The organism is Compostibacillus humi (assembly GCF_014637175.1).
In the GTDB taxonomy this organism is placed as follows: Bacteria; Bacillota; Bacilli; order Bacillales; family Amphibacillaceae; genus Oceanobacillus; species Oceanobacillus humi.
The window spans coordinates 1-23,349 of record NZ_BMEV01000044.1 but is presented as its reverse complement, the minus strand read 5'-3'; the positions used below and the strand labels follow the sequence as shown (position 1 = coordinate 23,349).

At 41.2% G+C, this 23,349-nt stretch carries 24 protein-coding genes and 1 riboswitch; of the genes, 2 read left to right on the top strand and 22 right to left on the bottom strand.

Features of this window, described 5'->3' with window-relative positions; translation table 11 throughout:
* Nucleotides 1-17: 17 nt before the first annotated feature.
* From IEV18_RS11575 to IEV18_RS11545, 7 genes are all read right to left on the bottom strand, one after another.
* Nucleotides 18-233 carry a hypothetical protein gene (locus IEV18_RS11575; protein WP_188392540.1) on the bottom strand — a complete coding sequence of 72 codons (216 nt, stop codon included), beginning with the start codon at nucleotides 231-233 and terminating at the stop codon, nucleotides 18-20.
* Nucleotides 234-252: 19 nt separating this feature from the next.
* Entirely contained in the window at nucleotides 253-1,188 is a 936-nt protein-coding gene (locus IEV18_RS11570; protein ID WP_188392539.1) for a type II secretion system F family protein, read from the bottom strand.
* A gap of 6 nt (nucleotides 1,189-1,194) precedes the next feature.
* A complete protein-coding gene (locus tag IEV18_RS11565) occupies nucleotides 1,195-2,124 on the bottom strand; it encodes a type II secretion system F family protein (RefSeq protein ID WP_188392538.1) in 930 nt (309 codons plus the stop codon).
* Nucleotides 2,096-3,466 carry a TadA family conjugal transfer-associated ATPase gene (locus IEV18_RS11560; protein ID WP_188392537.1) on the bottom strand — a complete coding sequence of 457 codons (1,371 nt, stop codon included), beginning with the start codon at nucleotides 3,464-3,466 and terminating at the stop codon, nucleotides 2,096-2,098. Before IEV18_RS11560 ends, IEV18_RS11565 begins: the two co-directional genes overlap by 29 nt.
* Before the next feature lie 24 nt (nucleotides 3,467-3,490).
* The gene (locus IEV18_RS11555) at nucleotides 3,491-4,618 is read right to left on the bottom strand and encodes a CpaE/TadZ family protein (RefSeq protein ID WP_188392536.1); all 1,128 of its coding nucleotides are present in this window, start codon (nucleotides 4,616-4,618) and stop codon (nucleotides 3,491-3,493) included.
* A gap of 60 nt (nucleotides 4,619-4,678) precedes the next feature.
* On the bottom strand, nucleotides 4,679-5,470 hold the full coding sequence (locus IEV18_RS11550; protein ID WP_188392535.1) for an SAF domain-containing protein: 792 nt from the start codon (nucleotides 5,468-5,470) through the stop codon (nucleotides 4,679-4,681).
* 378 nt (nucleotides 5,471-5,848) lie between these two features.
* Complete coding sequence (locus tag IEV18_RS11545; protein WP_188392534.1) at nucleotides 5,849-6,130, bottom strand: YutD family protein; 282 nt, start codon at nucleotides 6,128-6,130, stop codon at nucleotides 5,849-5,851.
* Between the two features lie 129 nt (nucleotides 6,131-6,259).
* On the opposite strand from IEV18_RS11545, the gene IEV18_RS11540 reads away from it, so the two are divergent.
* Nucleotides 6,260-6,808, top strand: a complete 549-nt coding sequence (locus IEV18_RS11540) for a YhcN/YlaJ family sporulation lipoprotein (protein WP_188392533.1) — start codon at nucleotides 6,260-6,262, stop codon at nucleotides 6,806-6,808.
* A 39-nt stretch (nucleotides 6,809-6,847) separates the two neighbouring features.
* Nucleotides 6,848-7,816 carry a M23 family metallopeptidase gene (locus tag IEV18_RS11535; RefSeq protein ID WP_308421569.1) on the top strand — a complete coding sequence of 323 codons (969 nt, stop codon included), beginning with the start codon at nucleotides 6,848-6,850 and terminating at the stop codon, nucleotides 7,814-7,816.
* 34 nt (nucleotides 7,817-7,850) lie between these two features.
* On the opposite strand, the gene IEV18_RS11530 is transcribed toward IEV18_RS11535, so the two are convergent.
* The 15 genes from IEV18_RS11530 to IEV18_RS11460 all read right to left on the bottom strand — a co-directional run bounded on the left by IEV18_RS11530 (nucleotide 7,851) and on the right by IEV18_RS11460 (nucleotide 23,214).
* The gene (locus tag IEV18_RS11530; protein WP_188392532.1) at nucleotides 7,851-7,958 is read right to left on the bottom strand and encodes a methionine/alanine import family NSS transporter small subunit; all 108 of its coding nucleotides are present in this window, start codon (nucleotides 7,956-7,958) and stop codon (nucleotides 7,851-7,853) included.
* Nucleotides 7,958-9,487 (bottom strand): sodium-dependent transporter, encoded by a 1,530-nt coding sequence (locus tag IEV18_RS11525; RefSeq protein WP_188392531.1) that lies wholly within the window; start codon nucleotides 9,485-9,487, stop codon nucleotides 7,958-7,960. Before IEV18_RS11525 ends, IEV18_RS11530 begins: the two co-directional genes overlap by 1 nt.
* 251 nt (nucleotides 9,488-9,738) lie before the next feature.
* Nucleotides 9,739-11,286 (bottom strand): Na+/H+ antiporter NhaC family protein, encoded by a 1,548-nt coding sequence (locus IEV18_RS11520; protein ID WP_188392530.1) that lies wholly within the window; start codon nucleotides 11,284-11,286, stop codon nucleotides 9,739-9,741.
* Between the two features lie 159 nt (nucleotides 11,287-11,445).
* A riboswitch (Lysine riboswitch) is annotated at nucleotides 11,446-11,619 on the bottom strand.
* A 39-nt stretch (nucleotides 11,620-11,658) separates the two neighbouring features.
* Nucleotides 11,659-12,438 carry a sporulation protein YunB gene (gene yunB, locus IEV18_RS11515; RefSeq protein ID WP_188392529.1) on the bottom strand — a complete coding sequence of 260 codons (780 nt, stop codon included), beginning with the start codon at nucleotides 12,436-12,438 and terminating at the stop codon, nucleotides 11,659-11,661.
* A 54-nt stretch (nucleotides 12,439-12,492) separates the two neighbouring features.
* Complete coding sequence (locus IEV18_RS11510) at nucleotides 12,493-13,578, bottom strand: HD-GYP domain-containing protein (RefSeq protein WP_188392528.1); 1,086 nt, start codon at nucleotides 13,576-13,578, stop codon at nucleotides 12,493-12,495.
* 145 nt (nucleotides 13,579-13,723) lie between these two features.
* Nucleotides 13,724-14,032, bottom strand: coding sequence for a YunC family protein (locus IEV18_RS11505; RefSeq protein WP_188392527.1), 309 nt, complete (start codon nucleotides 14,030-14,032; stop codon nucleotides 13,724-13,726).
* 80 nt (nucleotides 14,033-14,112) lie between these two features.
* Nucleotides 14,113-15,519 (bottom strand): bifunctional metallophosphatase/5'-nucleotidase, encoded by a 1,407-nt coding sequence (locus IEV18_RS11500; protein WP_188392526.1) that lies wholly within the window; start codon nucleotides 15,517-15,519, stop codon nucleotides 14,113-14,115.
* Between the two features lie 12 nt (nucleotides 15,520-15,531).
* Nucleotides 15,532-16,347, bottom strand: a complete 816-nt coding sequence (locus IEV18_RS11495) for a sulfite exporter TauE/SafE family protein (protein WP_188392525.1) — start codon at nucleotides 16,345-16,347, stop codon at nucleotides 15,532-15,534.
* A gap of 162 nt (nucleotides 16,348-16,509) precedes the next feature.
* The gene (gene sufB, locus IEV18_RS11490; RefSeq protein WP_188392524.1) at nucleotides 16,510-17,907 is read right to left on the bottom strand and encodes a Fe-S cluster assembly protein SufB; all 1,398 of its coding nucleotides are present in this window, start codon (nucleotides 17,905-17,907) and stop codon (nucleotides 16,510-16,512) included.
* Nucleotides 17,908-17,967: 60 nt separating this feature from the next.
* Nucleotides 17,968-18,402, bottom strand: a complete 435-nt coding sequence (gene sufU, locus IEV18_RS11485) for a Fe-S cluster assembly sulfur transfer protein SufU (RefSeq protein WP_188392523.1) — start codon at nucleotides 18,400-18,402, stop codon at nucleotides 17,968-17,970.
* The gene (locus tag IEV18_RS11480; protein ID WP_188392522.1) at nucleotides 18,389-19,612 is read right to left on the bottom strand and encodes a cysteine desulfurase; all 1,224 of its coding nucleotides are present in this window, start codon (nucleotides 19,610-19,612) and stop codon (nucleotides 18,389-18,391) included. Before IEV18_RS11480 ends, sufU begins: the two co-directional genes overlap by 14 nt.
* Nucleotides 19,612-20,922, bottom strand: coding sequence for a Fe-S cluster assembly protein SufD (gene sufD / locus IEV18_RS11475; RefSeq protein ID WP_188392521.1), 1,311 nt, complete (start codon nucleotides 20,920-20,922; stop codon nucleotides 19,612-19,614). The genes IEV18_RS11480 and sufD overlap by 1 nt, the downstream gene beginning before the upstream one ends.
* 17 nt (nucleotides 20,923-20,939) lie before the next feature.
* A complete protein-coding gene (gene sufC / locus IEV18_RS11470) occupies nucleotides 20,940-21,725 on the bottom strand; it encodes a Fe-S cluster assembly ATPase SufC (RefSeq protein WP_188392520.1) in 786 nt (261 codons plus the stop codon).
* Between the two features lie 271 nt (nucleotides 21,726-21,996).
* Nucleotides 21,997-22,149 (bottom strand): YuzK family famiily protein, encoded by a 153-nt coding sequence (locus IEV18_RS11465; RefSeq protein WP_188392519.1) that lies wholly within the window; start codon nucleotides 22,147-22,149, stop codon nucleotides 21,997-21,999.
* Between the two features lie 186 nt (nucleotides 22,150-22,335).
* The gene (locus IEV18_RS11460; RefSeq protein WP_188392518.1) at nucleotides 22,336-23,214 is read right to left on the bottom strand and encodes a MetQ/NlpA family ABC transporter substrate-binding protein; all 879 of its coding nucleotides are present in this window, start codon (nucleotides 23,212-23,214) and stop codon (nucleotides 22,336-22,338) included.
* Nucleotides 23,215-23,349 lie beyond the last annotated feature (135 nt).

The following is a 23,349-nucleotide window of genomic DNA, read 5'->3' as shown; positions in this document are numbered from 1 at the left end:
TCAAAGGTTAGATTTGATTAACTGCCACCGCCGATCTGTGAAATCAGCTCTGAAATTTTTTCAACAACATCATTACCGATGCTGTCTGCATTAGACATGGCGGTAGAAATTACCCCTACTAAAATAACGATTACCGCAGCAATTCCAATCCATTCCAGTGTTTGAGATCCTCTTTCCTCTTTTTTCAATTCTTTAAACTTCAATAACAAATTTGTTTGTAATTTTTTTAACATCTTTACATTCCTCCGTTCCCTAAAATAAATTAAAGATACTATTTTCACCAAGTAACATATTCATGACCATCAGCCCGGCAATCATCAAAATGGATACCGGTGCAATTAAAAACGTCGTAACCAAAGTTACTTTCGGCGATGCCTTGGCAGCTAATTCCTTTGCTTGTTCCTGGCGGATTTTCCGCAAATCTTCTGCTTGTACTTTGAAAGTTTTTGCAATTGGCACGCCAAGCTCCAACCCTTGTATTAACGCTTTAATCAGTGACTGAAATTCAGGGTTTTCATTTCTTCGCAGCAAGTCCCGATACGCTTTTTCCCTCGATACACCGAGATCGGTTTCGTTAATAAACCGGGAAAATTCCTCCCGTATCGGACCGTCAAAATGGATAATCACTTCCCTTAACGCCTGATCCAAACTGACTCCTGCCTGCAAGCTTGTACTAATCGTGTCCAGAAAATCGGGTAAATCACGCCGAATTAATTGCTGCCTTTTTTTCACCTCCCTTTTTATCAATAGAATTGGTGTAAAATAACCTATTAGCGGAAAAGCAATGATGAAATATTGAGAAAACGGCAATCGGATAATGATGGATAATACTCCTGCAATGAATCCAATTATTAGCAAAAAGATTTTTAGTCCTTGAAATCTTGCAACTGTCAACTTTAATGGATTGCCAGATTTTCTTAACCAATCTTCAACCATATAATTTTCACTGAAGAAATTAATGCGCTGCCCTAAATCGGAAAAATCATCTGCATATTTCGTAACATGCTCAAAAATAACTGCCCTTCGTTCTTTCTTCTTCTGTTTCTTTTCAAAAGGATCAATTTGGGTAATATCAGATACATGGATGAAGACATCTCGTTTTTGTGCCAAATAGGCATGTAAATGACGAACACTTAAAAGCGAACAAACCCAAAAGGCAATGACCGTTAAAATAATTAGTGCATCCATCGTTCACTACACCTTTATATTGGTTATTTTTCGGATGATGACAAAAGACAGAATGACAGCACCGAGGAATAGTGCTAACATGATTAGGCCAAAACCAGACCATAGCGGATCCAAAAAACCGTCAATGACATTATTCATAACGAGCAAGAGAAATACAGGCAAGATTGGAACGATATAGGAAATATATTTTTGTTCTGCCGTCATCGTTTTAATTGTCTGATGCAATACTTTGCGTTCTTCAAAAGTTTCCGCCATCGTTTCCAGCGTCAGGGCCAAATTTCCTCCTGTTTTTTTCTGAATGAGCAATGTTGCAATGAACAGCTTAAAATCTCTGGATTTATTCCTTTTTTGTACTGAACGCAAAGCTGTCTCCAAAGGAACTCCTAATTTTAGTTCATGGGAAATTCTTTTAAATTCCACACCCGCTGGTCCGGTCACTTCCCTGCTCACAATATCGATTCCCTGGTTAATGGTCAGTCCGGAACGAGCTGCATTCCCCATTATTCGGCAGACTTCACTCAATTTATCGTTAAACTGTTCTTCGTAACTGTTTTTCCTAATATAAAACAAAAGGAAGTGAGTCATCGTCACAATGAATACGCCTAATAAAAGACTAATCGAAAAACTGACATTAAAAATGCTATAAAATAGAACAAATACCGCCATTCCGCCGACAATTAATCCAGCAACATATTCGGATGGAAGTAAGCCGACATTAATGCTTTGCAGCCGGTGATGAAGTGTCTTTGCAAAATCCTGTTCATCAAAACGGTCTCCCAGCCGGCTGACGAGACTTTTCCGCTGTTCCTGCGGAAACCAGTTTTTTACTTTCGCTTGCCATTCTCTTTTTTGTGAACGATATCCCAAGAAATAATAAAAGAAAATGAGTAAGGAAAAGACAGCGGAACTATAAAGTAATGCTATTGCTAAGTTCATCGACGAACTCTCCCTTCGGTGTAAACATCTCCATATCGAGATGAATGCCGTATACCTCCAAATCGCGAAGGCATTTCGGAATGGCGCCGGTTGCAGTAAAATAACCTTGAACTTTACCTTTGGAATCAAGACCGGTGCGCTTAAAGGAGAAAATGTCTTTCACTTCGATTTTGTCTTCATCCACTTTATTGACTTCGGCAATATGAATAATCCTTCTCGTTCCATCTGTTAGCCGCTGGACTTGGACAATATAGTCCAATGCGCCGACGATATACTGCCGGATAATATGGGTAGGCAGTTCCATCCCCGCCATGACAACCATCCCTTCCAGACGGTTAATCGCATCTACAGGCGAATTGGCATGTACCGTCGTTAGTGAACCTTCATGCCCCGTATTCATTGCCTGCAGCATGTCAAATGCTTCCGCTCCCCGGACTTCCCCAACGATAATCCGATCTGGCCGCATACGGAGAGCATTTTTCACCAATTGACGGATAGTAATTTCTCCTCTTCCTTCCACGTTGGGCGGCCTTGCTTCAAGACCGACGACATTTTCCCGCTCTAATCGCAATTCGGCAGAATCCTCAATCGTAATAATTCTTTCTCCGATGGGAATCGATTTAGCCAGAGCGTTTAACAATGTCGTTTTACCGCTGCCTGTCCCGCCAGAAATTAAAACATTATGCTTGCTTTTAATTAGCGATTGCAAAAAGACGCTCATAGCATCGGTAAGCGTATCGTTTCCTACCAGCTCCTTCATTTCAAAGGGCCGTTTCCGGAATTTTCGAATGGAAACGATGGTTCCTTCCAAACTAATCGGCGGGATTACCGCATTGACCCGGCTGCCATCCGGCAATCGGGCATCGACCATTGGAGAGCTTTCATCAATTCTTCGGCCAAGAGGAGCTACGACCCGGTCGACGATATGACGAATATGGGCTTCATCTTTAAAACGGACATTGGTCTTTTTTAACTGTCCATTTTTTTCGACAAACACTTCATGGGGACCATTGACTAAAATTTCGGTTATTGTATCATCGTTCAATAGTGACTCGAGCGGCCCAAATCCAACGCTTTCGTCGATTAATTTCGTAAGTAAGGTTTCTTTGTCTTGCCGGGGAATGACAACTTTCTCCTCGGCCATAAATTGGTTGATATGTCTTTCAATCTTGATCCGTTTCTCTGCTGTATTCAGACTGGTAATCTGCTCCAAATTCACTTCGGTCAGCAATCTTGTTTTGTAATGCTCGACAAGTTCATCAATATAACCTGTACTTGAAGTATAGACAGGCTCGGTATTTCGCATCGTGCTCACAGATTTTGCTCGCTGAAAAAGGGCCATTTTTAACCACAACCTTTCCATTGCCTATTTCAGCATGGAATTTACCCATTTATGTACATCTTTCGCGAAACTTGTCATTTTCTTTTCTTTCGGTGTCTTTCTTAAAGGAACTCCTTTATTGATAAAGTTTTGCAAGTTTTTATCTCTTCTGATTTCCACCGCAATCGGATACGTCACAAATCGTTCCAGGTCTTTTTTTGTTAGTTCTTTATCCTTCCCTTTAAAATTCAAAACCATATCCATCCGTTCTTCCATGACAATCCCGAGGCGCTGGAACAGTTTTTCCACATGATGAAATATTTTTATCGCCTGGGTATCCAAGTTCATTACGTAATAAATTTTTGTAGATTCCTCCAAAGCGATGTATGTCCTTTCATCCATCCACACTGGAAGATCTATGATAATAAAATCGTAGCTCCGTTTTGCTGCACGCAATAATCGTAAAATCAGTTCTTCCGAAACCCTTTCCGCCATTTCTGCATCTCTTGGGCTGACAATGACATGCATATTCGAATGCTCTTCCATTTCGGCTACGTTTCGTATATGCTGTTCGTTCAATTCATCGATTACCGGGAGCAAATCAACAATCGAACGGGAGCTATCCAGATTTAAGTACGTTTCCGCCCCGCCGTACTGCAAATTCAGATCGATAAACAGAACGTTTGCGGTAGATTCCAATTTTAATGTTTGGGCAAATACGGAACTGACGATGGACTTCCCCGTACCGCCGCTGCCGCTGTAGAATGAGAATACTTTTCCTCCGCCCCGTTTCATCAAGGCCTGGTCCTGCAATTTCCGCTGACCAGCCTCTCGCGCCAGCGTATGTAATTTCTCCATAAATAGGATTTCTTCTCCCGGCAGTATGTAATAATCGGTTATACCTAAACGGTTCAAGCCGCGGAGGACGTCAAAATTTTCCTCATCGTTCACACATATAATCGCAGTTTCGTGAAGTTCGGATAAAATTAGCTGTGCATACTCTACTGCTGTATTTCCTTCCGCATTGACAAGCACAATCAAATTTGGCTCATATTTGCGGATCTCCTCGATAGCAATTTCATGAGCAGTAAAATAATTACCGATTTGTTCTTTTACTAATGACACTAATTCTTCATTTTTCCCGATGATATATACGTCATTTGTTAGTGGCAATTTGTCTCACCCAATCCGCTCTTTTTTGAACATTGGATAATAGTCGAATATTGCAAATTCTCATTCTGAACTATCGTTATTCTTTTCCTTGTTTTCTTCCTTATTTTTTTCTTTCGTTTCTTTATCATTTTGTTTTACCTTATTATCGCTTCCTTCGTTTTCTTGACTTTGAGCTTCCTCGTTTTCCGAAGGATTCTGTTCGTTCCCCTCTCCTTGTTCAATCAGTTGTCCGTCCCCGGCAAACTGTCCGACATTTGCTTTTACGACTCTGATGCTATCAGCGTAATTTTGCATATGGATTAACTCGGTTACTTTGGCAAACGGGATTTCTACTTGTATTCCGACAAACTCCTCACTATTGCGGGCAACTTTTGCCACATTCACATCGGTCATAAACACGTTTGTTTCCGGTTTTCCGTTAAATGTATGGGAGACAATAATATCTACCCGGTCTAGGGTATGGAGTTCTTCGTCAAAAAATACATTGTCTGATTTTAATAGTGCAATGAGGCGATGGTTACTGTCGGTAACAGCAGTAGCATCCTTCAGCATGTTTTTTGTAATTAATTCCCCTTTGGATAAAGGAACTACCGATACTTTATTATAAAGTTCCTCAATGTCAGTAACATGCTCGTCACGGACGAATCGGCGCGGTATTTCATCGGTTGTAATCGCCTCGGGGGTAATGATTTCACGGGAGCTGATATTTGTGTTTGCTACATATACTTCCACTTGTCGGCCGAGATCAGAATTAAGTTCCTCGACTTTTTGCAGCAGTAATATTCCTGCTATTGCTGCTAGAATAAATGCAATAACTAGAAAAATAATTGCTTTCCTTTTCGACTCTAGCAAATTTAATTCCACCCTTTTCACCCGATGTTCCTTCGATATTTGATATATAATCAAATTTTGTAAATATGTCAATTTGTCAACGGTTGCTGCAAGAAGCAGAAAAATGCCACCTTTTTCCTAAAAAATCTGCAAATTTTTGCTAAGGAGAATCTTTTGCATCAGAGAAAAATAAGTGGATAGTCGGAAATGAAGACAGGAATTTCTTTTTTATATTACTTGATATCCTTTATATAGTAGGAATGAATCATTTTTTGAAAAGTTTTTGTAAAGTGATTTATATCACGGCAAACTTTGTAATAATCTGCTACAGTTAGATTATTTTCGGACAAAAAAAGAAGCATCCAATACACAATGGAATGCTTCTAAAGTACTTTTTATTTATATGTTTTTATTCGTTTTTTTTAAGACAAAGTATGCACACCCAAAATTACAGTATTCGTATAAGTAATCTTCCAAAGCGCTGATTTTCGTATCCGCTGATGCTTTTTGATTCCTATCGTGATAAAACCCTTTTAAGCGCAATTGATTGTAACCCCAGTCCCCGACAATATAATCATATTTCGCCAAAATTTCTGCATACCTTTCTTTTAGTGCGTCTTCCTGAAAACCATCCTTATGATTTTCTGCTAATTCGTAAAATTTTCCGTGAAGCTCTATCACTATCCCACCTCCACCTCACTCCTACCATTTTACCATATTGCCCATTTTAGAAACAGAAAAATACAGTGCATGATTTCAACCGTGAAATCCAAACTATATGGAGAGGAATATATTTAGGAGGATGAACAAATGATGAAACTTTTTTCTATATTAATTGCTGCCTTTCTTTTCACTTTATACGGTTGTGCCAACGACCAAGGATTAATGCGGGAAGATGAGCGCATTTCCAATCAGCATAATCCGAATACAAATATTACCCCACAAACCGGGAATGACGTAAATGAACAATTAGGATATGTCCGTTACTCGAAAAATGAAATGGATGAAGAACTTGAAGCGAACCACTCGGCAACAATAGACAGGAATACGTATGCAGATATGATTACGAGAATTATTTTGCGTCATGATGGGTTTCGCGAAGTAGCCACCCTCGTTACCGATCGGGAAGTACTAATTGCGTATGAAAAAGATGACGGTATGGAACGGGAAACAGCTGCTGATATCGCCAAAAAAACTGCCGAATCAGTAATGCCGGGCTTTTTTGAGATTTACGTTTCCGATAATAAATCGTTAATTGGGGATATTCAAAGCCTGCATAATTCCTCCACGAACAGGGAATACGATAACTTGATTGAACAACTCATTAATAAAATGAAGGAAACCTCTCAGGAAAGGTAACTAGCAGCATCATTATCATTTGGAAGGAAGGTGACATGCTTGCATTATCCGCTATTCTTTGTTCTTCTTGCCCTATTACTATTTGCAGCTCCAATTTCGATTAATGCGGAAGAAGACAAACCTTCCATCTACGAGGAACGGATGGCCCTTTTTAAGAAAGCGGAAGCTCTTACACAAATTCCGTGGTACTACTTTGCTGCCATTGATAATTATGAAAGGAATATCCAAGATAGCTCTGAACCGGAAAAAGTCGTATCCATTAGTATCCCAAAAGAATTATGGTTTGGACTGGAAAATACATCAGAAATCACAGATACAAGGATGATCGACATTTTCCAAGGTAAAGGAAAGGACGGAAATGGAGACGGCAAAGCCGTTCCGACAGACCCGGAAGATATTTTATATACGATGGGCAGTATAATCTTAGAGTACGGCAATACGGAAGAAGATATTAAAATAGCCCTTTGGAATTATTATCAACGGGATTTGACGGTACAAACGATCAAAAATACAGCCAAAGTTTTTCGTACGTTTCAAAAAATCGAATTGACAGACCGGGATTTCCCTGTTGACATCAATTATAACTACAGTTACCGTAACACCTGGGGAGATCGCAGAGGTTTTGGCGGAGTCCGGATTCATGAAGGCACAGATATTTTTGCCAGTTACGGAACTCCTGTCAAATCGACTACGTACGGTGTCGTAGAAATGATGGGCTGGAATTTATACGGCGGCTGGCGGGTAGGTATTCGGGATATCTATAATATTTATCATTATTACGCCCACCTGAGCGGTTATGACGAAAATTTAAAAATCGGCCAGGTAGTGAAGCCTGGTGATATTCTTGGAAGCGTCGGCTCCTCAGGCTATGGTCCGCCTGGCACTTCCGGAAAGTTCCCGCCCCATCTTCATTACGGAATGTATAAAGATAACGGCTATAGTGAATGGTCCTTTGACCCATATCCATATTTAAAAAAATGGGAGCGGATGGCGAGGCAGAAAAGATAAAGAGGGAGTTCTACAACTAGAACTCCCTTCATCGTTATTTTGTTTCTTTCGCTTTCCGCATGGCATAGACAATGCTTGCAGCGAGACCTCCCCAAATAATTAACATTCCAAGAATCATTACAAAAATCGATTCGCCAGTCATTATTTTGCCTCCCTTGTTTCTTGGATTTCCGTCTCTTTCTCTTTCCATTTCGTATACATTAGCAATATTCCGATTATTAAGGCTCCACCAGCTACAAACCATCCGCCAAACATGATGAACGCATCGGTGTAGCCTTCATAGTTTCCTGTATCCGTATCGAACTTTTTCAATATGTTTTGCGATAGCAGCTGGAACATCATGTAGCCGAGGACAACCGGAGTAATATATTTCAGGCTGATATCCCACCATGCTCCGAGACGCAGGTCGGAAATCCCGTTGGCATGATCTTTCAAATCTTTCAGCTGACGTAAGAACCATGAAATCATGATCACTTCAACCAATCCGAGCATCGCTACCCCAAATTGGTTAATAAAGTAATCTATGACATCAAGGAAGTATAGACCGCCTTGGGTAGCAAACAATAGAGAAATAACTGCAGCGACTCCACCGCCATATAAAACTGCTTGCGTTCTGGTCAGTTTAAATTTATCCTGCAATCCGGCAATATAAGTTTCACAAATCGAAATTAATGAAGTCAGTCCAGCCAGCGTCAGAGATAAGAAGAAGAGGAATCCAAAGAACTCGTTCATTCCCGGGAATTGATTAATGATTTGCGGGAAGACAACGAAAGCGAGCCCTACGCCGCCAGCAACAACTTCATCAATGCCAACGGAGGCTTGACTAGCCATAAATCCTAATACTGCGAATACTCCAATCCCGGCAAGAAGCTCAAAACTGGAGTTGGCAAATCCAACGATAAAAGCATTATTCGTTATGTCCGATTTCTTCGGCAAGTAACTGGCATACGTAATCATGATGGCAAAGGCAATGGACAGGCTGAAGAAAATTTGTCCATAAGCTGCAACCCAAACATCTGCTGAGAAAATTTTACTAAAGTCCGGAGCAAAGAAGGCATTTAGTCCTTCAATAGCACCTGGCAACGTAATTGCACGTATAACAATAATTAAAAAGACAATTGTCAGCAAAGGAATAAAAATGCGGTTTGCCATTTCAATTCCTTTTTTAACCCCTCTGAAGAGGATGAATAATACAATCACCCAAACAGCAATCAGAGGAATGAGCACCCCTGGCACAAAACTTCCCGTCTGACCCGGATCAACAGTAAGATTTAAATAATTCCCAAATAAAAACCCTTCTGTATCTTCTCCCCAGCCTAGATTAAAGGAAAAGATTGAGTATGACATAGCCCAGGCAATAATGACGGAATAGTAGGTAGAAATGACGAAGGCAACCATGACTCCCCACCAGCCGAGCCATTCGGTCTTCTTGTTAATTCTGCGAAAAGTGAGCGGTGCAGAACCACGATACTTTTGCCCCAACGTAAATTCCATAATTAAAATAGGAATTCCGGCTGTTAAGAGAGCAAAAAGATAAGGGATAAAGAATGCTCCTCCGCCGTTTTCGTAGGCCACTGCAGGAAAACGCCATATATTTCCCAAACCGATGGCAGAACCAGCAGCTGCAAGAATAAATCCTGCACGTGTACCCCATTGTGAGCGTGTTTCCATGTGAAATCCTCCTTTTCCCTTATTGCAAATTTGCTAATTGAATTTGCAATAAGATAGTTTTTAAAGTTTTCTTTTTTCAGACATTTCAGTTTGTATTATACCGTACTTTGATACAATGTCAAACATTCTAATAAAAATTTACTAAAAAAATTTTATTACTGGTTATTTTTGCTTGGCATAAAGTAACTATTACAAACAATACGTGAATAAAAAAGACTGCACTATTAACTATAGTACAGTCTTTCATACGGTCATTGCTCCGTCTTTCCAAAGTTATGAATGACAAAGCCGATTATAAGAATAACAGCTAAAGCGACAAGTAGAGAAAGAATCGTCTGGTTTGTAAAGCCAATCAGCAAAAAACCGATGATTCCTGCGACAGCTGCCATGAAAGCATAAGGCAATTGGGTAATGACGTGATCGATATGATTGGATCCGGCACCGGTTGACGACAGAATCGTCGTGTCGGAAATAGGAGAGCAGTGATCCCCAAATACAGAACCAGCAAGTACGGCAGCAAGGGACGGCAACAGCAAGCCAGAATCTATCACGATGATTAATTCTGCTGCAATTGGAAGCATGATGCCAAAGGTCGCCCAGGAAGTTCCCGTAGCCAAAGTCATAAAGCCGGCTGTAACAAACAATAACAGCGGCACAAGCTGCGGATTAATCGAGGCATTGCTGAAAGCATTCGCCAAATAAGATCCTGTTTCCAAAGTACTAATAATCGAACCAATCATCCAAGCCAGGATGAGGATATAAATGGCTGGAAGCATTGTTTTAGAACCTTCTGCAACAATTCTCCCTATATCTTCCCGCGGTTTGTTTAAAGCAAGATAAAAGATAAGGGAAGTGATAATTGCCGATATTCCGCCGATAAATAATGACAGATTAACATCGGTATTAGCAAAAATAGTTAAAATAGTAACTTCTTTCGCAGCTAACGCGCCGGTAACCAGCATGGAAGAAACCGTTGCTGCCACTAGAACGATAATTGGTATGAGCAGGTGATATACTTTCCCTTGTTGATGGGTCTCGATTTGGTCGCTCAAATCCCCAGGAGCCTTCTTTTGGTTTGGACCTAACAGCTGTCCAGTTTCAGCTGCTCGGGTTTCATGTTTTTTCATAGCACCGATATCCATTTTTAAATAGGCGGTCAAAAACACAAGGAAGATGGCGGCCAATGCATAATAATTATATGGAATCATCATCACAAATGCTTGTAAAGGCTGCAGGTCGGTAATGCCATTTGCTATAAAAATGCTTCCTAAAATACCAATAATATACGCACCCCAGCTGGAAATAGGGGAAATTACCGTAACCGGTGCCGAAGTAGAATCCACAATATAAGCCAATTTTGCCCGGGAAACGTTATGCCGGTCTGTTACTGGTCTTGCGATTTGCCCTACAGCGAGACTATTAAAATAATCATCAATGAAAATGATAATACCTAAAATTCCTGCCATCAGTTTGGAGCCTCTTTGCGTTTTTACCCGCTTCATCATCCATTCCCCGAAGGCTTTGCTTCCACCCGAGGCTTGAAGAAATGCAGCCATGATTCCCAATAATAACAAGAAGGTGATTAAATACAAATTACCAATATTTATGCCTTCTTCCGTGATAAAAATCTCAAAGAATACTTTCCAAATTCCCATTAGAGAATCCAAGATTTGGAAGTTATGAACAAATAACGCACCGACAACGATGCCAATTCCCAATGATAACGTAACATTCCTTGTCAATATGACAAGTACCAGCATTAATACTGCAGGAATAATGGAATAAATTGTGCCAATCAATACAGTAACCTCCTAAAATTTTGAAATAATGCGGAGAACTTCGTTGATAGAGATATGGTCTTACCAACCTTTTAGGAGGAAAAAAAAAGCAATAAAAAAACAAGCAAAGATAGAAAATAACTTATCTTTGCCTGCCTGCAAAATCCGTTATCCTCCATCTCGATCAGTAGTCCTCCATGCAATACATGCATGACAGTGTACCTCTTATTCAAAGGCACACCAGCAATAATAAGTCTGACCCTTATTACGCTTCGGCAAACAATCCTTTCATCAGCAATCCTCGTTGTCATCCTCCTGCTGACTACTCTTCTTGCTTGCACCTCTACCTCACCGATCTGAGGCCTATGAAATTATATCAACTAATATACTATATTAATGGTCATCTTGCAAGTTATCCTGAAAATCTTCCCGGGGAACGGAAATGGATGGGGATTCTCCCCCGTAAAAATCTGGAACATCTCCCATGATCGCTCCGCTGTCAATGTAAATTTCTGTCTGTACCGTTGTTACTTCCGTAATATACGGGATAATGATTTGCACGTCCGCTTCCACATTGACATATAGGGAAACCCATGAGCCATTGATTCCAAGCGGCTCAGTCTCACGGATAATATTCGTCCGTACATTGCCGACAAGCTCCAAGTTGATCGGTATCTTCGGTCCGAGATTGGCAAGAACAGCATTTCCCGTAATTTCGCCAAGGGGAATTTCAATTACGGTCGGATCCCGTTTCGCCCGGTCCCCTGGATCCTCACTAAATTCATAATCTTGCAGCGGATAATCGTAGTCAATCGGATCACCGCGATTGACATGCATGAAAAATTCCTCAACCCTTTCCGTGGCAACCCGATTTATTTCACTGATAATCGCTGTATTATAACCGTAGATTGCTGGATGACCATCATTGTCATACGTAACTTGAACAACATCGGTAAAATCATAGCTTTCTGCAAACCGTACTGCCGTATTAATTGCCCTCATGGCAAATTCGTCGGTTTTTATTTCCGAGATTTCAATAATTGCAGGGGTGATTCCCCGATCGATGATTTGAATACTGAGAAAGACAACGATGATAAAAATAATAAAGGCGATAATAAACAGATGCCTTCCCGGAGGTGGTGCAAATTTTCGTCGGTATTTTCGTCGCCACATGACTATCCCCCCTGATACAATCTATGCCTGTATCAGGGGGGATAGAATCGGGAACTACTCTTTCATAACGGAAACAATCATCGTATCCAGCTCTTCTTTTAAATCAATTTCATAGGGAACTTTTAACGGCTGATCATCTTCAGAAAGCACACGAACAACCGGTCTTTCGTTTAAATGGGGATTTTGGCGGAGAATAACCCCTTTCCTGCCGTCACTTAACTCTACCTGTAAGCCGTTCGGGTAAATAATGATACTCTTTTTAAACTCCTCTACCATATGCTTGTCAAACTGAGAGATGCTTCCCGCATATAAAATTTCCAATCCTTCATGAGGAAGCATGGCATCCCGGTAAATTCGGTTGCTTGTCACTGCATCAAATACATCTGTAATCGCAATTAATTTTCCATAAGGGTGAATTTCATTTTCTTTGATTCCCCGAGGATAACCTGACCCGTCTAGCCGTTCATGGTGTTCATAGGCACAATGGGCAACAACGGAAGGAATTTCGATGTGCTGGCGCAAAAAGTCAAAACCAAGTTCCGTATGGGTTTTGATTACTTCAAACTCCTCATCAGTTAACCTGCCCTTTTTATTGAGTATTTTCTGATCGATAAATATTTTTCCAATATCGTGCAGCAAAGAACCAACACCGATTTCCAGCAGTTTTTTTTGCGGAAACTGCAGTGAAATCCCGAGGGCAAGGGAATAAATGGTCACATTTAACGAATGCTGAAATACGTATTGATCGGTGACGAAAATATCTGCCAGCATGGATAACTGTTTCGGCTGTTGCTGTATTTCCGCCAACAACTTCTTTACAATTTCGCCCATCTTTTTCCCTTGTTTATCCAATAGAAACGATTTTTTCTCTAATCCGGCATTGCTGATTTCATGAAAAATTTCCTTGATCTCCTGAGTTGCCTCAATCCGCAGCTCCTCTGACACAGCTGACTCGATGACAATATCCTCGGTTGCTTTGTCCTCTATGTATACGTAGGAAACTCCTTGGCGAATTAGCCGTTGAATAGTTTTATCTGTCAAGGAAACTCCTTTTGACAAAAGAGGAATGCCGTTCTCATTGTAAATGGATTTAGCCAGTTTCATTCCAGCCTGAAGTGATCTTGTACTAATTAGTCTCATATTCTGCTCCTGAAATTTGTCATACATGTTGCTCTCTTTTCATTTAAACATGGATTAATCAAATTTACTATCATTTTAAACGATATCAAAGCGATGTCCCGGATTTTCTCAATATAAAAGACGGAGAATCGAATCTCCGCCAATGTTACGTCAGTTTTAACAATGCATCTTTGCCGATCATTCCAATCTCCCAGCCGTATTTTTTCGACGCATCGGTAATTTTGGCCAGCGGAGCATGGAGCAATTGCTCAATCGTCCGTACCCCCTCTGCCCTGCCTGCAATGACTTCTCTTTGTCGAAGCTTTTCATTTTCATTAAAGAAATCCACATCCAATGCAGCACACATAATATAGCCGATATCATTGGAAATAATTAATAAAGTCGTCTTTGGAAGCTCTACCGTTGTTGCCACGAAGGTGTATCCTTCAATTTCTAAAGGTTTTACTGAAAGCACGTCATTCCGCCTCCTTCTTTTATACACAATAAGTGTATGCGGAAGAAAAGGGGAATGATACCAGGAAAAATGCTCTAGCATTATAGCTGTTTAGAAAACTTATGTTTTAGCGTATCTGCCAGCAAATCCCGGATAAACTCTGGCAAAAAGTATTGCTTTACTTCCGATTTTGCTACTTCCGGCAGCATTCTGCCAAAGGTAAATGTATCGGCAGTGGCTACGAAATACCTTTTATTTCCATTAATCAGCTCCCCATTTTCCTGGATGACATTTTTTACATAAGGCTCGCCGTTTCGATGACGTCCTGTCTCGACGTTAATACCAGAGAACATCATCTTGCCAAGCATCTCTCCCCGGAAGCCGAACCCTTTCAGCGGAAATTCCATAAATTCTTTTGTTAGCGAGACCCGTATTACTTCCACCAATTCGTTTCCAGTCAACTCTACAATGACCGGATTAATCGGATGGGGGCATACCCGGTGAACATCTTTGTATGTTACTTTTCCAGCGGGCAAGGAATCGAGCAATAACCCCGCATTTAACATGGCACAGTCTGCCCTCGTCCATTTTCGTAACGTATGCGTGAGTTCTTGCATAAGGAGGGTGTCCCGAAACCAATCCTTTTCCAACGGTTTTTCCAGCTCGGCCACAGTTTCTTCCAACAGCCCGTCAGCCTTCTTTTCCATTTCTCGCAATGTTTCCTTCGTATCCATATCTTTTTCATAATTGGTAATATCTGTTGCATAAGCTTCTTTTTTCACAAGCTTCTTTTCCGAATGACTCCACGTTAATATTACTTCCCCGACGTGGAAACAATGTTTTCCTGCTGCAGTAATTATCGTCTGCTGAATTTCTTCTCCCGTTCGCAATAGATGGTGGGTATGCCCACCGATAATAACATCAATTTCCGGGTATCTCCTCGCAATTTCTTCATCTTCGCTCAGACCGAGATGGGACATTAAAACGACAATATCACTGCAATTTTTTAAATTGTGAATGTGTCGGTCCAACGTGGAATAAATAGGGGAAACGTGCCAGTCTAACAATTCATAATAATCGTTAAATGGGGCGGTCAGGCCTATTACTCCAATGCGAATGCCGCTTTTCGTTTCTTTTATTCCGATAGGATGGAGCCAGGCCGGATTTTCACCGCGCAAACTATGCAGATTGGCACATATAACTTCGAAACTTGCCTCGTCATACAACTGAAACAGTTCCTCGTGAGATAAAGTAATCCCTTCATTATTTCCGATCGTAACAAAGTCATATTCCAGCTTATTTAATAAAGCTACGTTGGCTTTCCCTTTAAAAGCTTCCGAAATAGGATGCACCCGATCCATATGGTCGCCAATATCCATGAGGAAAAAGGCATCTCCATAAGCCTCTCTTGTACGCTTTTTATCTTTGAGAAAACGGGCTACTCTCGGCCATTGCTGAAAATTACTATGCAAATCATTCGTGTAATAAATATATATTTTTTCTTCCATCGGTCAATCTCCTTACGAAATCCCTTGAAAAATCATCCGAATACCTACGAAAATAAGGATAATTCTTAATACCCATTCCAACGTTTTCCCGGGCAATAATTGATTGACTTTCGCCCCTAATTTTCCGCCAATCCATGCACCAGGGATGAAAAACAGGACATATTCCCATGCAATATGTCCCATCGTCACATGGGAAATGCTTCCGATCATGCTGACAAAGAAAATCATAAACATGGAAGTTGCCGTAGCAATATGGGCAGGCATACCGAATAACAATATCATTGCCGGAACCATAATCGAGCCGCCGCCAATACCAAATAAACCCGACAAAATACCGACGGCAAGGGAAAGAATTATTGCCAGGAATACAGAAATACGGTAGTCATACGTCTCCCCAGCAATATGCACCGTACGCTGAAGTCCGTGTTTACCAGTCCTTTTCGGTATTTTTTCTTTCTTCACTATCATTAGCAAAGAAATTACGATGACGAGCGTTCCGAAAAAAATCAAAAAGGTTTTCGGGCTAAAATAGCTATTCAGCCAGGAGCCGAGAACCCCGCCAGGTATGCTTCCGGACAAAAGCAGCAATCCGGTTTGAAAGTCTACCCGTTTTGATTTCATATACGCGGTGGCGGAGGATAAAGATGTAAAAATCATCGTGATTAACGAAATACCGACAATTGTTTGCGGAGTTGCCCAGCTGAAACTGTCAGAAATCGAAGCGGCAAGAAACATGCTCGGCACAAGGATAACTCCGCCGCCAAGACCTGCAATTGCTCCTATAAATGATGAAATGATTGCAATAATAAAGCATATGATAAATACCAAAATGAAATCCCTTCTTCTTTCCAGTCTATCCTCATCTTATCATTTGTACCGAAGGATTCCTAATCTTACTTAAGTGAAAGGCGTTTTACGGAATGACTGTTGTTCACTTTAGAATGCGATCCATTAGGAAAACCCCTGCCACATGACAGGGGTTTTTCTGTATTAACCGATTGATCCTTCCATTTCGAACTTGATAAGGCGGTTCATTTCCACCGCATATTCCATTGGAAGTTCTTTCGTAAACGGTTCGATGAAGCCCATGACGATCATTTCTGTCGCTTCTTCTTCCGTCAGTCCACGGCTCATAAGGTAGAATAATTGTTCCTCCGAGACTTTGGAAACTTTTGCTTCATGCTCAAGGGAAATATTGTCGTTGTATATTTCATTGTACGGAATCGTATCGGATTTTGATTTGTCATCCAAAATGAGCGTATCACACTCAATATTTGCTTTGGCACCGTCCGCTTTCCGGCCAAAATGGACGAGTCCGCGGTAAGTTACGTTTCCGCCATCTTTAGAAAAGGACTTGGAAACAATCGTAGAAGACGTATTTGGAGCAAGGTGATACATTTTCGCACCTGCATCCTGCACTTGGCCTTTTCCTGCCATGGCGATGGAAATCGTGTTTCCGCGGGCGCCTTCGCCTTTCAGATGGATAGACGGATATTTCATCGTTAATTTGGAACCGAGGTTTCCGTCAATCCACTCCATCGTTGCATCGGCTTCACACGTTGCCCGTTTCGTAACAAGGTTATAAACGTTATTCGACCAGTTTTGAATTGTCGTATAGCGGCAATATCCGCCTTTTTTAACGATAATTTCAACGACCGCACTGTGCAGGGAACTCGATGAATAGGTAGGAGCCGTACATCCTTCTACATAATGGACAGATGCTCCTTCATCCACAATAATTAACGTTCTTTCAAACTGTCCCATATTTTCCGTATTAATTCGGAAATATGCCTGAAGCGGAGTCGTTGCTTTAACGCCCTTCGGAACGTAAATAAAGGAACCGCCAGACCATACGGCAGAATTTAATGCAGAAAATTTATTATCGGAATAAGGTACTACCGTTCCAAAGTATTCTTTGAACAGTTCCTCATGTTCTTTTAAGGCCGAGTCGGTATCCATAAAGATAATACCTAGCTCTTCCAAATCTTCTTTCAAGCTGTGGTATACGACTTCTGACTCGTATTGAGCCGATACACCAGCAAGATATTTCTGTTCTGCCTCTGGAATGCCAAGACGGTCAAAGGTCTGTTTAATTTCCTCAGGAACTTCATCCCACGTACGGCCTTGTTTTTCCGACGGTTTTACGTAGTAAACAATTTCATCAAAGTCAAGACCGGATAGATCACCGCCCCATTGCGGCATCGGTCTTTTATAGAAATGTTCCAATGCCTTTAAGCGGTAGTCCAACATCCATTGCGGTTCTTCCTTCATTTTGGAAATTTGTTCCACAACTTCTCGGGTCAAACCCTTTTCAGTACGGAACACCGAAACGTCTTTATCACGAAACCCGTATTTATACTCTTCTATTTCGGGTAAATTTTTAGCCAACAGGAAAACCTCCTTTGTATTTCTTAATTCATCCGGCAAACACTGCAATTGAATGCATCTTTACTGTCTTTTTACACCCTTTTCCATCGCTTTCCAGGCAAGGGTTGCACATTTAATGCGCGCCGGAAATTTCGATACTCCTTGGAGCGCTTCGATATCTCCCATCTCCAAATCGGTATCAATTTCTTTTCCGAGCATCATATCGGAAAAAAGGCTGGACATTTTTAATGCATCTTCAATCGTTTTGCCTTTTACAGCCTGGGTCATCATGGAAGCGGAAGACATGCTGATGGAACATCCTTCTCCTTCAAAACGGGCGTCTGTTACGACTCCTTCTTCCACTTTTAATTGGAGACGGATACGGTCTCCGCAGGTCGGGTTATTCATGTCTACGGTGACCCCATCCCCCGTTTCCTCAATCCCGCGGTTTCGCGGATTTTTATAATGATCCATGATGACTTGCCGATATAAAGTATCTAAATTATTTAAAGACATTACCAAAATACTCCTTCGCCTTCAAGAGTCCCTTCGCCAATGCATCAATTTCTTCTTCCGTATTATATAAATAAAAGCTGGCCCGGGCTGTTGCAGTAACATTTAACCACTTCATCAACGGCTGAGCACAATGATGTCCCGCCCGAATCGCAATTCCTTCCATATCCAGCACCGTTGCCACATCGTGCGGATGAACGTCCTCAATATTAAAGGTAACGAGGGCCCCTCGTTCCTCAGGACCATAAATAGAAATGCCGTCGATGGATTTTAATTTTTCCAAGGCGTAGGCAGCCAACTTTTTATCATGAGCAAAAATATTGTCCATGCCGACATCTTCAAGAAAGTCAATGGCGGCACCTAAGCCGATGGCACCGGCAATAATCGGCGTGCCGGCTTCAAATTTCCAAGGCAGTTCTTTCCACGTGGAATCGTAAAGATCAACGAAATCAATCATTTCGCCGCCAAATTCCACCGGTTCCATTTGTTCCAGCAGTTCCTGTTTTCCATAGAGTACCCCAATCTCCGTCGGTCCACACATTTTATGGCCGGAAAAGGCATAAAAATCACAGTCTAAATCTGTCATATCCACCTTCATATGGGGAACTGCCTGGGCACCATCGACGAGCAGCACCGCACCATGGTCATGGGCAATTTTTGCAATCTCTTTAATCGGATTAATGGTACCGAGAACATTTGATGCGTGGGTTACGGCAACAATTTTCGTCTGTTCGGTAACCGTTGCTTTTACATCTTCCAGTGCAATCGTTCCATCCTCTTGCAGCGGAATATATTTTAATGTTGCACCTGTAGCTTTTGCCGCCTGCTGCCAAGGGATAATGTTGCTATGATGTTCCATCGGCGTGATGACAATTTCATCCCCCGGCTGCAGGATTTTCCGGGCATAGCCGTAGGCAACATAGTTTATCGAAGTTGTTGATCCCCGGGTAAAAATAACTTCCTTTTCACTAGCTGCGTTGATAAATTTTCTCACCTTTTCCCGGGCGCCTTCATACTGATCCGTTGCCCTCGTCCCAAGGGTATGTACTCCCCGGTGAACATTGGAATTGTCTTCTTTATAATATTTATCCAATGCTTCAATGACAGGCAACGGCGTTTGTGATGTTGCAGATGAATCGAGATATACTAATGGATGACCATTCACTTCTTGATCTAAAATGGGAAACATTTCTCGAATGGCTTTTACGTCCATTAGTATACCTTCCTCTCGATTACTTGGGTTAATTGTTTTTTCACTGATTCTATCGGCAGCTGGGTTACAACCGGTGCCAAGAATCCATGAATTACAAGCCGTTCTGCATCATCTTTTGGAAGTCCCCGGCTCATGAGATAGTACATTTGAATTGGGTCTACTCTTCCGACAGATGCTGCATGTCCTGCAGTAACATCGTTTTCTTCAATTAACAGAATTGGGTTTGCATCTCCCCGGGCATTCGGGCTAAGCATAAGCAGGCGGGATTCTTGTTCCGAATTTGCTTTAATTGCACCGTGTTCAATTTTGCCGATAGCGTTGAAAATCGTTGTCGCGCCTTCCAGCATGACACCACGCTGCAAAATAAATCCGTCGGAACCTTTCCCATGCTGCACAATATTGGCAGTGAAGTTTTGAATCTGTTTTCCCCGGCCAACGGTAACGGCATTCGCATTCGAGCTAGAGCCGTTTCCGATTAAATGTGTAATATTTTCGGAAACCGTATTTCCGTCATTCATTTGTCCTAACGCCCAGTCGATCGTTGCATTTTCATAAGCAACACCGCGACGGTTCAAATAAGTCGTCGTTTTGCTGGAGAGATGGTCTACTGCACCAAAGGAAATTTTCGCATTATCATGGGCAAAAACTTCTTCCACAATGTTTGCGACAGTTTCTTCCTCAGATGCGCTGGACAAGTAATTTTCCACTACCGTAAGCTTACTGTTTTCGTCTGCAACGACAATGACATGGTTAAACAATGCTGCGCTAGGGTCTTCATGCCAGAATACGATTTGCAGCGGCACTTCGATTTCCACGTTTTTTGGCACATAAATAAAAGCACCACTATTTACAAGAGCGGCATGCAGTGCTGTCAATCGGTTCTGATCTACAGACACAGCATCAGTCATGAAATATTTTTTCACCAGGTCCCCATGCTGTTCGAGGGCAGTGAAAATGTCGGTAAAAATAACGCCTTTTTCCTTCAGCTCTTCGCTTAACGTTGAATATGCAACACTTTGATTGCGCTGAATAAGCAAGTTTTCTGGAATATTGTCCTGGTCAAAATATTCTTGTAACAGCTCCGGCAATTCGTTCATGGAAGCAATTTTTTCACCAGGGATATAGTCATGACGGAATTTCGTAAAATTCCATCTAGTAATATTCGTTTTGTCCGGTTTTGGCATTTCCAATTGGTCCGCTTTTTCCAAGGCATGCAGGCGCAATTCCTTCATCCATTCCGGTTCCTTGCGGTCACTGGAAAATGATTCGATGTATTGTTTATCGTATGGAAGTTTCGTTTCCACAGTCATATTACCCCTCCTAACCATTACGCATTCTGTTCAACAGTTTCGTCTTTAATTCCTAGTTCCTCTTTCAGCCATTCGTAGCCTTCTGCTTCTAGACGTTTTGCAAGTTCAGGACCGCCGGATTTTACGATACGTCCTTGCATCATCACATGCACAAAGTCTGGGGTAATGTAGTTGAGCAAACGCTGATAGTGCGTAATAATTAAGCAGCCAAATTCTTCACTGCGCATTTTGTTAATTCCTTTAGAAACGACTTTGAGAGCGTCGATGTCAAGTCCAGAGTCAATCTCGTCCAAAATGGCAATATCCGGTTTTAACTGCATTAACTGAAGAATTTCGTTACGCTTTTTCTCCCCTCCGGAGAACCCTTCATTTAAATAGCGGGTCGCCATGCTCTTGTCAATTTCCAAGTAGTCTAAGTCTTTATCTAATTCTTTTATGAATTTCATTAAAGGAATTTCGTTGCCTTCACCGCGGCGTGCATTGATTGCAGAACGCAAGAAATCGGATGTCGTTACACCGCTAATCTCACTTGGATATTGCATCGCCAAGAAAAGACCGGCGCGGGCACGTTCGTCCACTTCCATTTCCAGCACGTCTTCACCATTTAACGTAATGGATCCTTCCGTAACTTCATATTTCGGATGACCCATGATCGCAGAAGCTAACGTGGATTTACCGGTACCGTTTGGTCCCATGATTGCATGGAATTCTCCGCCTTTGATCGTTAGGTCGACTCCTTTTAGAATTTCTTTATCTTCAATGGAAACATGAAGATTTTTAATTTCTAACACTGATCCTGCCATAACAATACCTCCAAAATCTGTTATTTTTATTACTTTAATGAATATAATATTCATTCTCAATCTATTCTCATTACAATCTTAAAGGATTTCAAATTAATAATCAACAAATTCACTTTTTGGCAAAATGCTTATCCCGCCTTAAAATAACACATTTTCCAGAACAGAAGTCAGAAAGTTGAAACGATATGTATTGCTGATAAAATAACCAATGTCACCGCCTGTATAAAAACAAACACCAAGATCTGAAGTGGACCTTGGCGTCTTTCTTTTATTATCGATGAAGATGACTTTTCACAGTCGTTAAAATTTCCTTGCTTTTCGCATAATCCAACTCACGCTTTTTTTCCACTTTCATCCGGTTTGCAAGAGTTCGTTCGTATTCGGCAAAACTCATCCCGTGGGATTTTTCCATTGCCTTTTCCATATCTGTCGTATACCTTAAACCGTTTATATGGGACCATCCTTTCCATATTGAATAATAACATATTAACAAAGGAAAAGGCTTTCACACAAGAAAAAATTTAACACAGGCACCATCAATGTCAAGTACCCGTTATAAATGCCAAAAGTGCCGCCGGCATCTCGTACCGGCAGCACTTAATTCCATTATTTATTCGTTTCCGCCAACTGGAACAACGGCGCCTTCATATTTCTCAATAATGAAGTTTTGGATTTCTTCAGAGTGCAATACTTCGACTAATTTTTTCAATTCTTCCCGGTCTTTATCTTCTGCGCGGGCAGCTACAACGTTTACGTAATCAGACTCTTCCCCTTCAATAAAGAGAGAATCTTCAATCGGGTTTAGTTCTGCTTCAATCGCATAGTTTGTGTTAATTACTACAAGGGCATCTGCTTCAGAATGATAAAGTTCTGGCAATAACTCTGGCGCATAATCAGGCTGGAATTGTAAATTTTTTGGATTATCGACAATGCTGTCTACTGTAATTTCTTCTGCGCTGTCATCCAAAGTAATTAGTCCTTGAGCTTCAAACAATTTCAAAATACGTTCATGGTCAGCAACCGAGTTACTTAAAATGACTTCTGCACCTTCTGGAATATCATCGATGCTGGCAATGTTTTGGGAATATACTCCCATTGGCTCGATGTGAATTCCGCCGATGTTTTCCAATTCATACCCTGTATCAGCAATCGTTTGTTCTAAGAATGGAATATGCTGGAAATAGTTTGCATCTAACGTCCCGTTAGCAAGGTCATCGTTTGGCAATACATAATCTTGATACTCTTCAATTTCTAATGTAATACCTTCTTCTGCCAATAGCGGTTTTGCTTCCTCTAAAATTTCAGCGTGAGGTACACTGGAAGCTCCTACTTTTATAACAACATTATCAGCAGATTCGTTTTCAGTACCTTCTGCAGCTTCGTTATTTTCAGCATTGTTGCTGCTATCCTCTGCTGCGTCATCTCCTCCACCACAAGCTGCAAGGAATAATACAAATAAAATAGATAGAAAAACTAAGATTTTTTTCATATTGTTCTCCCCTTTTTCTTTATCGTATTGTCAAAAGTTTTTAGTAAAAAACTATTAGTATTGCCTATTTTATGCGTTTTTATACAAAAAAACTTGCCACCCCCTTAAATCTAGGTTATTAATGAGGTTACCACA

Excerpts from the sequence above, each read along its gene's own strand:
- IEV18_RS11575 (WP_188392540.1), bottom strand. The coding sequence starts at position 233 with ATGTTAAAAAAATTACAAACAAATTTGTTATTGAAGTTTAAAGAATTG.
- IEV18_RS11480 (WP_188392522.1), bottom strand. The coding sequence starts at position 19,612 with ATGGACGTAAAAGCCATTCGAGAAATGTTTCCCATTTTAGATCAAGAA.
- sufC (WP_188392520.1), bottom strand. The coding sequence starts at position 21,725 with ATGGCAGGATCAGTGTTAGAAATTAAAAATCTTCATGTTTCCATTGAA.
- IEV18_RS11560 (WP_188392537.1), bottom strand. The coding sequence starts at position 3,466 with ATGGCCCTTTTTCAGCGAGCAAAATCTGTGAGCACGATGCGAAATACC.
- IEV18_RS11525 (WP_188392531.1), bottom strand. The coding sequence starts at position 9,487 with ATGGAAACACGCTCACAATGGGGTACACGTGCAGGATTTATTCTTGCA.
- IEV18_RS11460 (WP_188392518.1), bottom strand. The coding sequence starts at position 23,214 with ATGAAAAAAATCTTAGTTTTTCTATCTATTTTATTTGTATTATTCCTT.
- IEV18_RS11465 (WP_188392519.1), bottom strand. The coding sequence starts at position 22,149 with ATGGAAAAGGCAATGGAAAAATCCCACGGGATGAGTTTTGCCGAATAC.
- IEV18_RS11530 (WP_188392532.1), bottom strand. The coding sequence starts at position 7,958 with ATGACTGGCGAATCGATTTTTGTAATGATTCTTGGAATGTTAATTATT.
- sufD (WP_188392521.1), bottom strand. The coding sequence starts at position 20,922 with ATGACTGTGGAAACGAAACTTCCATACGATAAACAATACATCGAATCA.
- IEV18_RS11510 (WP_188392528.1), bottom strand. The coding sequence starts at position 13,578 with ATGAGACTAATTAGTACAAGATCACTTCAGGCTGGAATGAAACTGGCT.
- yunB (WP_188392529.1), bottom strand. The coding sequence starts at position 12,438 with ATGTGGCGACGAAAATACCGACGAAAATTTGCACCACCTCCGGGAAGG.
- IEV18_RS11565 (WP_188392538.1), bottom strand. The coding sequence starts at position 2,124 with ATGAACTTAGCAATAGCATTACTTTATAGTTCCGCTGTCTTTTCCTTA.
- IEV18_RS11500 (WP_188392526.1), bottom strand. The coding sequence starts at position 15,519 with ATGGAAGAAAAAATATATATTTATTACACGAATGATTTGCATAGTAAT.
- IEV18_RS11540 (WP_188392533.1), top strand. The coding sequence starts at position 6,260 with ATGATGAAACTTTTTTCTATATTAATTGCTGCCTTTCTTTTCACTTTA.
- IEV18_RS11570 (WP_188392539.1), bottom strand. The coding sequence starts at position 1,188 with ATGGATGCACTAATTATTTTAACGGTCATTGCCTTTTGGGTTTGTTCG.
- sufU (WP_188392523.1), bottom strand. The coding sequence starts at position 18,402 with ATGTCTTTAAATAATTTAGATACTTTATATCGGCAAGTCATCATGGAT.